Genomic DNA, 13408 nt, shown 5'->3' on the forward strand with positions numbered 1-13408 from the left:
CGGACTCAGCAGCTACGCCTTCTTCTGGCGCTCCTCCGACCGGGTGGCGGAGCCGATGAGCGTCGAGGACATGGTGCGCGAGACGGCCGACCTCGGCGTGGGCCTCCTGCAGCTGTGCGACGTGCCCGGCCTCGAGGAGTTCCCGCCCGAGCGGCTCGCCGCGCTGCGGGAGCTCGCGGCGGGTCGCGGCGTCGCCCTCGAGCTCGGCACGCGCGGCACCGATCCCGAGCACCTGCGCCGCTGGCTCGGCCTCGCCCGCGCGCTCGACGTCGTGCTGCTGCGCAGCATGTGGACGTCGGGGAGGACCGTCCCGGCCGAGAGGAGACGCTGCGCCGGCTCCGGAGCATCGCGCCCGAGCTCGAGGCGGCGGGCGTGGTCCTGGCGCTCGAGACGTACGAGCAGGTCGGCACCGCCGACCTCGTCGACGTCGTCGCGACGCTGGACGATCCGCGGATCCGGATCTGCCTCGACCCCGCCAACACGGTCGCGAACCTCGAGCTGCCGGCCGACGTGGTCGCGCGCTGCGCGCCGTACGTCGCCAACTGGCACGTCAAGGACTTCGACTTCAGCCGCAACCCGGGCTGGGTCGGCTTCGTCTACACCGGCACCGCCCTCGGCGACGGCCGCCTCGACTACGACGGCTTCCGCGCACTGCTGGATCCGGACGCGCGCGGCATCACCCAGATCATCGAGTTCTGGCTCCCCTGGCAGGACACCGTCCCCGCCGCGGAGCAGGCGCTCGTCACCACCCGGCTCGAAGCCGAGTGGACCCGCACCACCCTCGACCAGCTCAGGAGAAGGAACCCATGACCGACACCACCGCCACCACCGCCCCGGGCACCGCCGCCCCCGCTCTCACCGTCGCCGTCATCGGCGCCGGCGGCAAGATGGGCATGCGGGTCTCGAACAACCTGCAGAAGTCCGACTACAACGCCCTCTACAGCGAGGCGTCGCCCGCGGGGCAGGAGCGCACCCGCGAGGCCGGCCGCGAGATCACCGCGACGCCCGACGCCGTCGAGGACGCCGACGTCGTGATCCTCGCCGTCCCGGACGTCGTGCTCGGCGCGGTCTCTGGAGGACGTGATCCCGCAGATGAAGTCGGGCGCGATCATCCTGACCCTCGACCCGGCCGCGGCCTACGCGGGCTCCTCGCGAAGCGCGAGGACATCCACTACGCCGTGGCGCACCCGTGCCACCCGTCGGTGTTCCTCGAGCGCACCACCCCGGAGGAGTGGGCCGACACGTTCGGCGGCATCGCCGCCCTGCAGGAGGTCGTCGCGGCCCTCGAGGACGCGGACGACGACGTGCGGGCGATCGCCGAGAAGGTCATCTCGACCATCTACGCGCCCGTCATCGCGGTGCACTGGGTGACCGTCAAGCAGCTCGCCGTGCTCGAGCCGACCCTGGTCGAGACCATCGCCTGCATGGTGGGCGAGTTCCTCAAGGAGGCGCTCGACGAGACCGTCAACGGCGTCGGCGTGCCCTACGAGGCGGCGCGCGCCATGCTCTACGGCCACACCTGGATCGCGCTGACCAACGGCCTGCGCGGATCGAACCCGTTCTCGGAGGCCTGCCACATCGCCATGGGCTACGGCCGCGAGGCGCTCATCAAGGACGACTGGAAGAAGATCTTCGACGACTCCGAGCTCGACTCGGTCATCGCCAAGATGCTGAAGATCGACGCCGTCAAGCGCTGACGATCGACCGGGAGACCCCGGACGGTCGAGGTAACCCGCACTTGCAGGTTCCCTCGACCGTCCGGGGTTCCTTCGCGCTCAGATGCGGACGACCATCTTCCCGGTGCTGCCGCCGCGCATCATCGAGAGGAACGCCTCGACGGTGTTCTCGATCCCGTCGACGATCGTCTCGTCGTAGGCGATGCTCCCCTCCTCGAACCAGCCGGCCATGAGCCGGTCGAACTCGGGAGCCCGGTCGAGGTGGCCGGAGAGGGTGAAGCCGCGGAGGGTGAGGCCGCGGGTGATGATGTTCGCCGTGTTGTCGGGGCCGACCGGCTTCTCGGTGCTGTTGTAGCCGGCGATCGCTCCGCACAGGGCGGCGCGGCCGCCGTCCCTGAAGGCGTCCAGCGCGGCCTCGAGGTGGTCGCCACCGACGTTGTCGAAGTAGACGTCGATGCCGTCCGGAGCGGCCTGCGCCAGCTGCTCGCGCACGGGTGCCGCGTGGTAGTCGAAGGCGGCGTCGTAGCCGTACTTCCCGGTGAGCAGCTCGACCTTCTCGGCCGAGCCCGCGGAGCCGATGACGCGCCCCGCGCCCAGGAGGCGGGCGATCTGCCCGGCGGCCGAGCCGACCGCCTCCGGCGGCGCCCGAGACGAAGACGGTGTCGCCCTCCTCCATCCCGGCGATCGTCGTCAGGCCGACGAACGCGGTGAGACCGGTCATGCCGAGGATCCCGAGGCGGAGCGAGAGGGTGCCCCCGGCAGCTCGGGGACGACGCGGAAGGCCGAGGCGGGGGCCTGCACGACGTCGCGCCAGCCGAGCTGGTGCAGCACCGCCGCGCCGACCGGGAACTCCGGGTCGTCCGACACGCTCACGCGTCCGATCGCGCCTCCGGTCATGGTCTCGCCGAGGGCGTACGGCGGGGTGTAGCTCTTGACGTCGTTCATCCGACCGCGCATGTAGGGGTCGACCGAGACGAAGGCGTTCTCGACGCGGATCTCGCCCGCGGCGGGGGCGTCGTAGGTCACCTGGACGGTGCGGAAGTCGTCGGCGACCGGCCAGCCCTCGGGGCGGCGGACGAGCTGGATCTGGGTGCTGGTGGCGGTGGTCATGGAGCCTTCCGGAGAGGGGCGGAGCGGAGCCGGAGCGGACGCGGAGCCGGTTCAGGGCGGCGAGGCCGATCGCGAGCGCGAGGATCGCGAGCAGGCCGGGCGTCATCTGGGTGAGGGCCGCGCGGCGCTTGGCGGGGGAGGAGAGCAGGAGGACGAGCGCCGCGGCGACCATCGAACCTGTGCCCGCGAACACGAGGGCGGCGCCGACCCCAGTCGCTCCGGTCGTGAGGGCGAGGACGCCGACGATCGTCACGATCGCGAGGAAGAGGTTGTAGAAGCCCTGGTTGAAGGCGAGCTCCTTCGTGGCCCGGGCCTCGTCCTCGGTGGTGCCGAAGGTCGAGCGGGCCCGCGGAGTCGTCCAGAGGAGCGATTCCAGCACGAAGATGTAGACGTGCAGCACAGCGGCGAGGGCCGCGAGCACGAGTCCTGTGACGATCACGGCGGGACCTCCTGATTGTGTAACGATCGATCCACCATAGGCCTGCACGCGGCATGATGGAACGAACGGTCCAGAAGGAGGCCCTGATGGGACGCACGCAGACGTTCGAGACCGCCGAGGTCGTCCGATCGGCGCGCTCCGTGTTCTGGGAGCGCGGCTTCGAGGAGGCGTCCGTTCCCGAGCTGGAGGCGGCGACCGGAGTGCGCCGGTCGAGTCTGTATCACGCGTTCGGCAGCAAGCGCGGACTGTTCGACGCGGCCGTGCAGAGCTACCTCGACGAGGTGGTGCGGCCTCGGCTCGCGCCGCTCGCCCGCGAGGACGTGGCTCCGGACGCCCTGGAGGTCTACTGGGGCCTGCGCGCCGCTCTCTCGACGCCGCGAGCCTTCCTCCCGCAGCGGCTGCCTGCTGCTCAATGCCGCGGGCGCGCCGATCGCGCGCGACGACGCCGTGCGCGAGGTGATCGCCGAGTACCGGGCGGAGCTGCTGCGCGCGATGCGCGCCGGGGCCTCTGCGCGCTGGCCCGGGGCGGAGCCGTCGCGGCGGGCGCTGCAGGCCGATCTGCTGGTGTCGCTGCTGGTGGCCGCGCTGGTGCTGGCGCGGGTGGATCCGGAGCAGTCGGTCGCGACCGTGGACGCCGCGCTCGGCCCTCGTGCGGGACGCGCAGGTGTGAAGGACGGAAGCCCCCGGCACGCCGCCTCGGGAGGCGGGTGCGCGGGGGCTCCCGGGAGCGGAGGCGTCAGTCGGTGCCGCGGCGTCGAACGCCGCGCCCTCCGAGGCCAGGTCGGTCGCGCGTCCCAGTGCGTCGGCGGCTGCGGAGCCGCCGCCCTCGGTGATCGCCTCGCCCTCTCCGATCCCGAGGTGCCCGACGAGCTCGGCGGTCGGGCCGCCCACGAGACCGGCGGCCGCGTACTGCTCGAGGCGCGAGCGCGAGTCGGCGATGTCGAGGTTGCGCATGGTCAGCTGGCCGATGCGGTCCTCGGGACCGAACGCGGCGTCGCCGACGCGCTCCATCGAGAGCTTGTCGGGGTGGTAGCTCAGTGCGGGGCCCGCGGTGTCGAGGATCGTGTAGTCGTCGCCGCGGCGCAGGCGCACGGTCACCTCGCCGGTGACGGCGGAGCCGACCCAGCGCTGGATCGACTCGCGCAGCATGAGCGACTGCGGGTCGAGCCAGCGTCCCTCGTACATCAGGCAGGCCGAGGCGGCGGCCCTCGGAGTGGTACTGCGCGATGGTGTCCTCGTTGTGGATCGCGTTGAGCAGGCGCTCGTAGGCGAGGTGGAGGAGGGCCATGCCGGGGGCCTCGTAGATGCCGCGGCTCTTGGCCTCGATGATGCGGTTCTCGATCTGGTCAGAGCTGCCCAGGCCGTGGCGGCCGCCGATGGCGTTCGCCTCGAGCACGAGCGCCACCGGGTCCGAGAACTCCGTGCCGTTGATCGCGACCGGCCGGCCCGCCTCGAAGCGCACGGTGACGACCTCGGAGGCGATCTCGACGTCCTCGCGCCACGACGCGACGCCCATGATCGGCTCGACGAGCTCGATGCCGCTCGAGAGCTCCTCGAGGCGCTTGGCCTCGTGGGTGGCGCCCCAGATGTTCGCGTCCGTGCTGTAGGCCTTCTCGGTGGCGTCGCGGTACGGGAAGCCGCGGGCGACGAGCCACTCCGACATCTCGGTGCGGCCGCCGAGCTCGTTGACGAACTGCACGTCGAGCCACGGCTTGTAGATGCGCAGGCGGGGGTTGGCGAGCAGGCCGTAGCGGTAGAACCGCTCGATGTCGTTGCCCTTGTAGGTGGAGCCGTCGCCCCAGATGTCGACGCCGTCCTCGCGCATCGCGCGGACCAGCAGCGTGCCGGTGACGGCGCGGCCCAGCGGCGTGGTGTTGAAGTAGGTCTTGCCGCCCGAGCGGATGTGGAACGCGCCGCACTGCAGGGCGACGAGGCCCTCCTCCACGAGCGCGCTCTTCGCGTCGACGAGGCGCGAGATCTCGGCGCCGTACTGCGCGGCGCGCGACGGGACGCTGTCGATGTCGGGCTCGTCGTACTGGCCGATGTCGGCGGTGTAGGTGCAGGGCACCGCACCCTTCTCGCGCATCCAGGCGACCGCGACGGATGTGTCGAGGCCTCCCGAGAATGCGATTCCGACACGCTCGCCCACGGGCAGACTGCTCAACACTTTCGACATGGCTCCGATTTTAGGAGACTCGCGCACCCCGCTCGTGCCGCCGGTGGCATACTGAGCCGTATGGCTCACCATGGCGAGGCGCTCGACACGGCGTTCCGCGCGCTCGCGGACCCGACGCGCCGGGCCGTCGTGAGCCGTCTGCGCCGGGGTCCGGCGACCGTCGGCGAACTCGCGGAGCCGTTCCCGATGGCGCTCACCTCGTTCCTCAAGCATCTGCGCGTACTCGAGCAGGGCGGCTGGATCCGCACCGCGAAGCAGGGGCGAGTGCGCACCTGCCGGCTCGATCCGGCGGCGTTCGCCGCGGTGGAGGACTGGCTCGCCGAGCAGCGCGCGGAGTGGGAGGGGCGCACCGACCGCCTGGAGCGCGTGGCCGCCGAGCACGCCGGCTCCGAGCACGCCGGCTCCGAGCACGCCGGCTCCGAGCACGCCGACCCCGAGCACGCCGACCCCGAGCGCCGCCGCCCGGCGACGCCGCGACCGTCCGACGAGAGGACAGCACCATGACCGGCTTCGACCCGCGGCTCGATCTCGAGATCTCCCGTGTGCTCCGCGCGCCGCGCGCCAGCGTCTGGGCGGCATGGACCACCCCGAGCTGTTCGCGCAGTGGTGGATCCCCGCGCCGACGCGCTGCCGGGTCGACGCGATGGACGTGCGCCCGGGAGGTGAGCTCCGGACGCGATGAGCGACGGCGACGCCTTCGTGCCCCACCTCTCCGGCTGCTACCTGGCCGTCGACCCCGAGGAGCGGCTCGTCTTCACGACCGCGCTCATCGCCGGCTGGCGCCCGGCGGCCGCGCCGTTCATCACCGCCGTCGTCACCCTCGAGGACCACCCCGACGGCACGCTCTACCGGGCCCACGTGATGCACAAGGACGCCGCGACCCGCGACGAGCACGAGCGCCTCGGGTTCGCCGACGGCTGGGGAGCGGTCGCGGACCAGCTCGCGGCGGTCGTCGAGGACCAGTCCCGCGCGCCGAGTCCGACCGCCGGCAGCAGGATCCCGTCGATCAACGACAGCAGGAACTCCCGGTCGACGGGGATGCGCAGCAGCAGCACCCGGTAGGCGACCATCGCGGGCGTGACGAGCGCGAGGGTCTCGAGGTCGATGTCCGCCGCGATCTCGCCGCGCTCGATCGCGCGGCGCATCAGGATGCGGTTCGCCTCGGCCCGCGGCTCGATGATCGCGGCGCGGACGGCGTCGGACAGCTCGGGCGACTTCGAGATCATCGCGACGACGCCGGCCATGATCCGGAGCTTGCGCTCGGCGTCCTCGATGGTGTGCGGGCGGATGAGAGCGACGAGGTCGCCGCGCAGGGTTCCGGTGTCCGGGAGGCGGTCGGGGGCGAGGTCGGCGCCCTTGAGGCAGGCCAGGGCGTCGACCACGAGCTCGGCCTTGGAGTCCCAGCGGCGGTAGAGGGTCGCCTTCCCGGCTCGGGCGCGCGCGGCGACCATGTCGATGGTCATGCCGTCATAGCCGGTCTCGGCGAGGACGTCGAGGGCGGCGCTCAGGATCTCGCCGTCGCGGCTCGGATCGCGGCGGCGGCCGGGGCGCACGGGGGCGTCGGTGCCGACGGCGGGGAGGAGGGCGGCGTCATCGCAGCGTCTCCTGTCTGGTGCGGGCGGCCGTCCGTGCGGGCGGCTGGTCGCTCCAGGGTAGGTCAGGAACCCGGAGTTGCGGAACCGAGAAGTTTCGAGACTTCTCAGTATCGGAACCGCTCGGTCTCGCATAGGTTCTCACTCATGACGCAGACCTCCTCCCTGCCGGCCGTCGCCGCCTCCGCGGCCCCGGCCCCCTCGAACCGCCGCTGGTGGACCCTCGTGGCCGTCGGCCTCGCCCAGCTGATGGTGGTCCTCGACTCCACGGTCGTGAACATCGCCCTCCCGGCCGCCCAGGCCGACCTCGGCTTCTCGGACGGCGACCGCCAGTGGGTCGTCACCGCCTACTCCCTCGCCTTCGGCAGCCTCCTGCTGCTCGGCGGCCGGCTCTCGACCTCCTCGGCCGCAAGCGGACCTTCGTGATCGGCCTGATCGGCTTCGCGATCGCCTCGGCCCTGGGCGGCGCCGCCGGCAGCTTCGAGCTGCTGATCGCGGCCCGCGCGCTGCAGGGCGTCTTCGGCGCGCTGCTGGCCCCCACGGCGCTGGCGGTCCTCACCACGACGTTCACCGTGCCGAAGGAGCGGGCGCGGGCGTTCGGCGTCTTCGGTGCGATCGCGGGCGCGGGCGGCGCGGTCGGCCTCCTCCTCGGCGGCGTGCTGACCGAGAGCTTCGACTGGCGCTGGAACCTCTACATCAACGTCGTGATCGCGGTCGTCGCCGTGATCGGGGCGATCGTCTTCGTGCCGCCGATCGAGCGCAGCGGCCCGCGCCCGAGGCTCGACGTGCCGGGCACGCTGCTCGTCTCGGCAGCGCTGTTCGGGCTGGTGTTCGGCTTCGCCAACGCCGAGTCCGACGGCTGGGACTCGCCGATGACCTGGGCGCCGCTGGCGGCCGCCGTGCTGCTGCTCGTCGGCTTCGTGCTGCGCCAGCGGTCGACGGAGCACCCGCTGCTGCGCTGCACATCGTCCTCGACCGCGATCGCGGCGCCGCCTACCTCGCGGTGCTGATCGCCGGAGCCGGCATGTTCGGCATCTTCCTCTTCGTCACCTACTACCTGCAGGTCTCGCTCGGCTACTCGCCGATCCGCACAGGAGCTCTCGTTCCTGCCGATGATCGGCATGCTCGTGCTCGCCGCGCAGCTCTCGACCAACCTGCTCCTGCCGCGCTTCGGCCCGAAGATCATGGTGCCGTCCGGCATGCTGCTCGGCGTCGTCGGGATGCTGCTGCTCACGCGCCTCGACCTCGACAGCGCCTACGCGGCCGACGTGCTGCCGGCGCTGATGGTGCTCGGCGCCGCGATGGGCTCGATCATGCCCGGGGCGATGCAGACGGCGACCCGCGGAGTGGATCCGCGCTTCGCCGGAGTCGCGTCGGCGATGGTCAACACCAGTCAGCAGGTCGGCGGATCGATCGGCACCGCGCTGCTGAACACGCTCGCGGCGACCGCGGTCACCGACTACCTCGCGGCGAACTCCCCGGTCACCTCGCTGGTCGCAGCGCAGGCCGCGGTCCAGAGCTACGCGGTGGCCTACGGATGGGGTGCGGGCTTCTTCGCGCTCGGCGCCGTGCTCTCGGTGCTGCTCTTCCGCCGCCGCTCGGCCGCCGCCCAGGCGCCGTCCTCCGCGGAGCCGGTGCTCGCGCACTGACCCCGCGGGCTCCGCAAGCCCCCGCCGCGGCCTCCGGTCTGCGGCGGGGCGCCGCCGTGTCGCCGTGTTGCGGTCCGGGTCGCCCGACGGCGAGGGCCTCCCTAGCCTCGGGAGCATGCCGGAGACCCTCGACATCGTCCACCTGCGCACGCTCGTGGCGATCGCCGACTGCGGTGGATTTGGCCGCGCGGCCATCGCCCTGCACATCAGCCAGCCCACCGTCTCGCAGCACGTCCGCACGCTCGAGCGCCGCCTCGAGCGGACCTTCATCGAGAAGGCGGGCCGGAAGGCGCGGTTCACTCTGGCCGGCGAGCGCCTGCTCGTGCAGGCCCGCCGCATCCTCGCCGTGCACGACGAGGCGCTCGAGGCGCTCGACGCCGCCACCGAGAACCTGCTCGCCCTCGGGCTCACCGAGCCGGCGGCCGAGCAACTGCTGCCGCGACTGCTCGGCACTCTGCGGCGCGCGTTCGACGACCGGCCGCTGACCTTCTCCCTCGACCGCTCGACGCAGCTCGCCGAGGCCGTGGCGCGAGGAGTGGTCGACCTCGCGGTGATCCTCGTGGGCGGCGACCTGCCGGGACGCCAGGTCGCGACCCTCCCGCTCGACTGGTACGCGGCGCCCGGCTGGCAGGCGCCCGAGGGCGTCCCGCTTCCGCTCGTGGCCTACTCCGAGCCGTGCGGCATGCGCCAGCGGGCGCTGCAGCAGCTCGGCGCCTTCGGGCACGAGGTGCACGTGGTCGCCGAGGCGGCGGCGCTCGAGGGGGTCATCGCCGCGGCACGCGCCGGCATCGGAGTGGCCGTCCTGCCCACCGCGCACGCGGGCGCCGTCGCGGAGGGGCTCGAGGTGCGCCGCGACCTGCCCGCGCTGGGCTCGGTGAACCTCCGCCTCGTCCCGCGCCGCGGACTCGCTCCGGACGTCGAGGAGACGGCGCTCGCCGCACTCGCGGAGGTGTTCGGGACGAACCGCTCGCGGCTCTCGCCCGTACCCCACGGACTGCGCGCGTGACGCCCCTCGCGACGAATGAGTCGGGAGGTTAGCAACGATCGGGAGCGCCGATCGGAACGCATCCGGAATCATCGTTGGACGCCCCGCGACCCCGCGCCGTAGCGTCGTGGACATGACCTCCTCCCGTGCCCTCGCCCCGGCCGCGCCCCTCGGCGCCGGCCTTGCGATGCGCCGTGGAGTCGACGGGTCGACCTGTGCGCGAATGCGCAGGGACGGGGACGCCTCCGCGCCGGTGCGCGGATGTTCCTGTCCGGTCTCCTTCTGACGCGCGGCTTCTGACGCGCCGCTTCTGACGCGCTGATCCTGTCGCGCGGCTCCTGACGCGCTGCTGCCGATTCGCTCGCCGCGCCGAGCCCCCCCGGGTCCGGCCCACTCCTCCGCACGCGATCGACCCCCTCAGCGGGGTCCCTCCGCCGCGCCCTCCTGCGCTCTGCTCACCCTCCTGAAAGGACCTCCCGTGGCCGTCGAGTTCATCTCCGCCATCAACGTCAACCGCTCCAACGAGGTCAACGGCCTCGCCGACAGCGCGATCGACGTCCCCTATCTCCGCCGCTACTCCCGGATCCTGGAGGAGGGCGGGTTCGACTACACGCTCGTCCCCTATGGCAGCGCCGGTCACGACCCGTTCACGATCGCCGCGGCGGTCACGCAGTCCACCGAGCACCTGAAGCCGATCGGCGCTGCGCCCGAACACGGTGTACTCGACGGTCGCGGCGAAGGCGCTCGCCACCCTCGACCAGGCTCTCGGGCGGCCGGGCGGTCGCACCCATCGCCGGAGGGAGCGACCAGCGAGCAGGCCCGCGAGGGCGACCGCCTCGACGAAGGCCGAGCGCTAGCGCGGCAGGAGGAGTACATCCGGATCCTGCGGCGCGTCTGGTCGGCGACCGAGCCGTTCGACCACGTCGGCCGGTACTACCGCTTCGAGGGACTTCGTCTCCCGGGTCCGCCCGGTGCGCGGCGACATCCCGGTCTCGGTCGGGGGATCCAGTGACGAGGCCACCGGCGGGGCGGGGCGCTCGCGGACGTCTTCGGGCTGTGGGGCGAGCCGCTGGCCGACACGCAGCAGCAGATCGACCGGATCGCGGACGCGGCGATCGCGGCGGGCCGGCGCGGACACCCGCGCACCTGGGTCACCTTCCGGCCGATCATCGCGCCGACGGAGGAGCTCGCCTGGGAGAAGGCGCACCGGATCCTCGGGATCCTCGCAGGGCCGCACCGCCGCGCGCCCGCGCAAGGGCGAAGGGGGGCCGGTGCAGACCCCGCCGCCGCCGGCCCGCGAACGTCGGCTCGCAGCGCCTCCTCGACATCGCGAAGCGCAGGACCTGCACGACCGCGCGCTCTGGACGCCGACCGCGACGGCCACCGGCGCCCAGGGCGCGTCGACCGCGCTCGTCGGCACCCCGGAGACCGTGGCCGCGGCGATCCTCGACTACGTCGATCTCGGCGCCGACCTGATCTCGATCCGCGGGTACGACAACCTCGACGACGCGATCGACTACGGGCGGTACCTCATCCCCTCGTGCGGCAGGAGCTCGCGCACCGCGACGCGACCGGGCGCCGAGGCGAGACCGCGGCGCAGCCTCCGCTCGAGGCCGAGCGCGAGCTCGCGGAGGTGTCCGCGTACGCTCCTGACGGAACCGCTGCCGGCCACCGCCGACCTCTCGGACCGCGCCCTCGCCCGCGTCACCGCACGACTCGCCGAGACGGCGGAGCACTACGACCGCACCGCCGAGTTCCCTGGGAAGGCATCCGCGCGGTCCACGACGCCGGACCGCTCACCCTCGCGGTCGGCACCCGCTACGGCGGGCCGACCCGCCTCGACGGTGGACCTCGTGCGCGTCTTCGGCGCCCTCGGCGCGGGCGACCTGGCCGTCGCGCTGATCTCGGCGATGACCGCGCTGCAGCACGCGGCGCAGGACCGCACCGGCGTCTGGCCCGAAGAGCTCTACCGCGGTGTCCTCGCCGACTCCCGGGAGCGACCGGTGCTGCTCAACGCGGTGCGGGCCGAGCCGGAGTGGGGAGCGCCCGCCCGCGGAGGACTCCCGGCCACCACGATCCGCCGCCGGGGCGACCACTGGGTCCTCGAGGGGCGCAGGGATTCGCCACCGGCTCCGAGGGTCTGGCCTACCACCTGGTCTGGGCGGTGGATCTGCAGGGCGCGTCGGGGGAGCCGGAGCTTGGCCACGCGATCGTCCCCGGCGACGCGGAGGGCGTGCGGATCGAGGACCTGGGACCACCTCGGCCAGCGCGCCTCGAGCACCCACGACGTGCTCTACGAGCGCGTGCGGATCCCGCTCGAGCACTTCCGCGGCACGCCGCGCTCGCAGCTGCCTCCCGAGGCGGGGGCCGCCGGCGCCTTCGATCTCCGCGGTCGCCGCGCTCTACGTCGGGGTCGGCCGCGCCGCGCAGCGTTTCTTCGTCCGGTTCGCGAACGAGCGGATCCCCACCCCGCTCGGGCGGCCGATCGCGACCACCGAGCGGATCCGCTCCGTCGCCGGCGAGATCCAGGCGCAGCTCGTGCAGGCCGAGGAGTGCTGCTGCTCACTCGCCGCGCGCGTGACGCGGGCGATCCGCAGGCCGCGGAGCGCGTCCTCGTCGGCAAGCTGCTCGCCACCCGCTCGGCGGTCACCGCGGTCGAGACCGCGGTCGCCGCCTCGGCAACCCGGGGCTCACGCGCACAACCCCGCTCGAGCGCCACCTCCGCGACGTCCTCGCCTCCCGCGTGCACTCCGCCGCAGGACGACGCCGCCCTCCTCCTCGCCGGCACCCGCAGCCTCGCGGCCGCCGCGCACTGACCCTCCCGGAGACATCGACATGACCGCACCCTTCCGACGATCCCGCGCCGCGGCGCTCGTCCTCGCCTCGGCCCTCGCCCTCACCGCCTGCTCCGGCGCGTCCGAGGCGGGCACGGGCGCCGACTCCTCGACCCCGGTCGACGGCGGACGGCTCCGGCTCGCCTTCTTCCCCGGACAACGCCGCGTTCTCGTGCGTCGACCCGTTCCAGACCTACTGGATCGAGCACCGCACCGTGATCCGCAACGTCGCCGACTCCCTGACCGACCAGGATCCCGAGACCGGCGAGATCCGCCGTGGCTCGCCACCGACTGGACGGTGAACGAGGCCGGCACCGAGTACACCTCGACCTGCGCGGCGACGTCACCTTCTCGGACGGCACGGCGTTCACCGCCGAGAGCGTGAAGACCGCGTTCGACAGCGCGCAGGCGACGCTCGCCGAGCTGCCCGCGGCCTACGGAGGCGTCTACCTGGCCGGCTACGCGGGCACGGACGTCGTGGACGCCGACACCGCGACCGTGCGGTTCTCCAGCCCGAACGCCTCGTTCCTGCAGGGCACGTCGACGACGAACCTCGCGATCCTCGCGGCCTCCTCGTACGCGGCGACCCCGGAGGAGCGCTGCCTCGGGAACGTGGTCGGCTCGGGTCCCTTCACCCTGACCGGCTACACGCCGGGCACGGGCATCACGCTCGACAAGCGCGAGGGCTACGCGTGGGGCTCGGCGCTGCGCGAGAACACGGGTGAGGCGCACCTCGACGGGATCGACGTCACCTACGTCGCCGAGGACAGCGTGCGCGTGGGCCAGCTGACCAGCGACGAGATCGACATCGCCTGGCCTCGGAGCCCGATCTCCGAGAACGACCAGGCCGTGATCACCGGGGAGGCGACCGGGTGGAGAGCCGGGCGCTGCCGGGTCCGGCGAGCAACTACTACCCCAACGTCGCGGAGGGCCGGATCCTGTCGGAC

At 73.0% G+C, this 13408-nt stretch carries 12 protein-coding genes and 6 pseudogenes; 13 read left to right on the plus strand and 5 right to left on the minus strand.

What is annotated here, in order from left to right; all coding sequences use genetic code 11:
- Nucleotides 1–12: 12 nt before the first annotated feature.
- Nucleotides 13–288: a hypothetical protein gene (locus AC0CII_RS03140; protein ID WP_465228659.1), complete on the minus strand. Its 276-nt coding sequence runs from the start codon at nucleotides 286–288 to the stop codon at nucleotides 13–15.
- Here AC0CII_RS03140 and AC0CII_RS03145 point away from each other — a divergent pair, their 5' ends adjacent.
- Nucleotides 289–810 carry a sugar phosphate isomerase/epimerase family protein gene (locus tag AC0CII_RS03145; RefSeq protein WP_465228660.1) on the plus strand — a complete coding sequence of 174 codons (522 nt, stop codon included), beginning with the start codon at nucleotides 289–291 and terminating at the stop codon, nucleotides 808–810.
- Nucleotides 807–1697 (plus strand): annotated as a pseudogene (locus AC0CII_RS03150) (phosphogluconate dehydrogenase C-terminal domain-containing protein). The gene AC0CII_RS03145 and the pseudogene AC0CII_RS03150 overlap by 4 nt, the downstream one beginning before the upstream one ends.
- A 78-nt stretch (nucleotides 1698–1775) precedes the next feature.
- On the opposite strand, the pseudogene AC0CII_RS03155 reads toward AC0CII_RS03150, so the two are convergent.
- Nucleotides 1776–2786, minus strand: a pseudogene (locus AC0CII_RS03155) (NADP-dependent oxidoreductase).
- A gap of 85 nt (nucleotides 2787–2871) precedes the next feature.
- Nucleotides 2872–3273, minus strand: a pseudogene (locus AC0CII_RS03160) (DUF1304 domain-containing protein); the annotation flags it as partial.
- A gap of 38 nt (nucleotides 3274–3311) precedes the next feature.
- On the opposite strand from AC0CII_RS03160, the gene AC0CII_RS03165 reads away from it, so the two are divergent.
- Complete coding sequence (locus tag AC0CII_RS03165; RefSeq protein WP_465228661.1) at nucleotides 3312–4058, plus strand: TetR/AcrR family transcriptional regulator; 747 nt, start codon at nucleotides 3312–3314, stop codon at nucleotides 4056–4058.
- Here the strand turns inward: AC0CII_RS03165 and argG are convergent.
- A pseudogene (gene argG / locus AC0CII_RS03170) lies at nucleotides 3976–5401 on the minus strand (argininosuccinate synthase); the annotation flags it as partial. The gene AC0CII_RS03165 and the pseudogene argG sit on opposite strands and share 83 nt — an antisense overlap.
- Nucleotides 5402–5461: 60 nt before the next feature.
- Here argG and AC0CII_RS03175 point away from each other — a divergent pair.
- A complete protein-coding gene (locus tag AC0CII_RS03175; RefSeq protein WP_465226018.1) occupies nucleotides 5462–5905 on the plus strand; it encodes an ArsR/SmtB family transcription factor in 444 nt (147 codons plus the stop codon).
- 174 nt (nucleotides 5906–6079) lie between these two features.
- A pseudogene (locus tag AC0CII_RS03180) lies at nucleotides 6080–6298 on the plus strand (SRPBCC domain-containing protein); the annotation flags it as partial.
- On the opposite strand, the gene AC0CII_RS03185 reads toward AC0CII_RS03180, so the two are convergent.
- A complete protein-coding gene (locus tag AC0CII_RS03185) occupies nucleotides 6247–7128 on the minus strand; it encodes a TetR/AcrR family transcriptional regulator (protein WP_465228662.1) in 882 nt (293 codons plus the stop codon). The pseudogene AC0CII_RS03180 and the gene AC0CII_RS03185 overlap by 52 nt on opposite strands.
- Nucleotides 7129–7140: 12 nt before the next feature.
- Between AC0CII_RS03185 and AC0CII_RS03190 the strand changes: the two genes are divergently transcribed.
- The 8 genes and pseudogenes from AC0CII_RS03190 to AC0CII_RS03225 all read left to right on the plus strand — a co-directional run.
- Nucleotides 7141–7419 (plus strand): hypothetical protein, encoded by a 279-nt coding sequence (locus AC0CII_RS03190; RefSeq protein WP_465228663.1) that lies wholly within the window; start codon nucleotides 7141–7143, stop codon nucleotides 7417–7419.
- Nucleotides 7416–8003 carry an MFS transporter gene (locus AC0CII_RS03195; RefSeq protein ID WP_465228664.1) on the plus strand — a complete coding sequence of 196 codons (588 nt, stop codon included), beginning with the start codon at nucleotides 7416–7418 and terminating at the stop codon, nucleotides 8001–8003. The genes AC0CII_RS03190 and AC0CII_RS03195 overlap by 4 nt, the downstream gene beginning before the upstream one ends.
- Before the next feature lie 102 nt (nucleotides 8004–8105).
- Nucleotides 8106–8642, plus strand: coding sequence for an MFS transporter (locus tag AC0CII_RS03200; protein ID WP_465228665.1), 537 nt, complete (start codon nucleotides 8106–8108; stop codon nucleotides 8640–8642).
- A 115-nt stretch (nucleotides 8643–8757) separates the two neighbouring features.
- Nucleotides 8758–9648, plus strand: coding sequence for a LysR family transcriptional regulator (locus AC0CII_RS03205; RefSeq protein ID WP_465228666.1), 891 nt, complete (start codon nucleotides 8758–8760; stop codon nucleotides 9646–9648).
- 457 nt (nucleotides 9649–10105) lie between these two features.
- Nucleotides 10106–10639: an LLM class oxidoreductase gene (locus AC0CII_RS03210; protein WP_465228667.1), complete on the plus strand. Its 534-nt coding sequence runs from the start codon at nucleotides 10106–10108 to the stop codon at nucleotides 10637–10639.
- Entirely contained in the window at nucleotides 10599–12443 is a 1845-nt protein-coding gene (locus AC0CII_RS03215) for a hypothetical protein (RefSeq protein WP_465228668.1), read from the plus strand. The genes AC0CII_RS03210 and AC0CII_RS03215 overlap by 41 nt, the downstream gene beginning before the upstream one ends.
- 19 nt (nucleotides 12444–12462) lie before the next feature.
- Nucleotides 12463–12846, plus strand: coding sequence for a hypothetical protein (locus tag AC0CII_RS03220; RefSeq protein ID WP_465228669.1), 384 nt, complete (start codon nucleotides 12463–12465; stop codon nucleotides 12844–12846).
- Nucleotides 12843–13238: pseudogene (locus AC0CII_RS03225) on the plus strand (ABC transporter substrate-binding protein); the annotation flags it as partial. The gene AC0CII_RS03220 and the pseudogene AC0CII_RS03225, both read left to right, overlap by 4 nt.
- Nucleotides 13239–13408 lie beyond the last annotated feature (170 nt).

It is taken from the genome of Rathayibacter sp. AC182 (assembly GCF_979253875.1).

What these genes read in the sequence shown, in the direction of transcription:
- AC0CII_RS03140 (WP_465228659.1), bottom strand. Translation starts at nt 288, where the DNA reads ATGCTGCGCAGCAGCACGACGTCGAGCGCGCGGGCGAGGCCGAGCCAG.
- AC0CII_RS03165 (WP_465228661.1), top strand. Translation starts at nt 3,312, where the DNA reads ATGGGACGCACGCAGACGTTCGAGACCGCCGAGGTCGTCCGATCGGCG.
- AC0CII_RS03175 (WP_465226018.1), top strand. Translation starts at nt 5,462, where the DNA reads ATGGCTCACCATGGCGAGGCGCTCGACACGGCGTTCCGCGCGCTCGCG.
- AC0CII_RS03185 (WP_465228662.1), bottom strand. Translation starts at nt 7,128, where the DNA reads ATGCGAGACCGAGCGGTTCCGATACTGAGAAGTCTCGAAACTTCTCGG.
- AC0CII_RS03190 (WP_465228663.1), top strand. Translation starts at nt 7,141, where the DNA reads ATGACGCAGACCTCCTCCCTGCCGGCCGTCGCCGCCTCCGCGGCCCCG.
- AC0CII_RS03200 (WP_465228665.1), top strand. Translation starts at nt 8,106, where the DNA reads ATGATCGGCATGCTCGTGCTCGCCGCGCAGCTCTCGACCAACCTGCTC.
- AC0CII_RS03205 (WP_465228666.1), top strand. Translation starts at nt 8,758, where the DNA reads ATGCCGGAGACCCTCGACATCGTCCACCTGCGCACGCTCGTGGCGATC.
- AC0CII_RS03220 (WP_465228669.1), top strand. Translation starts at nt 12,463, where the DNA reads ATGACCGCACCCTTCCGACGATCCCGCGCCGCGGCGCTCGTCCTCGCC.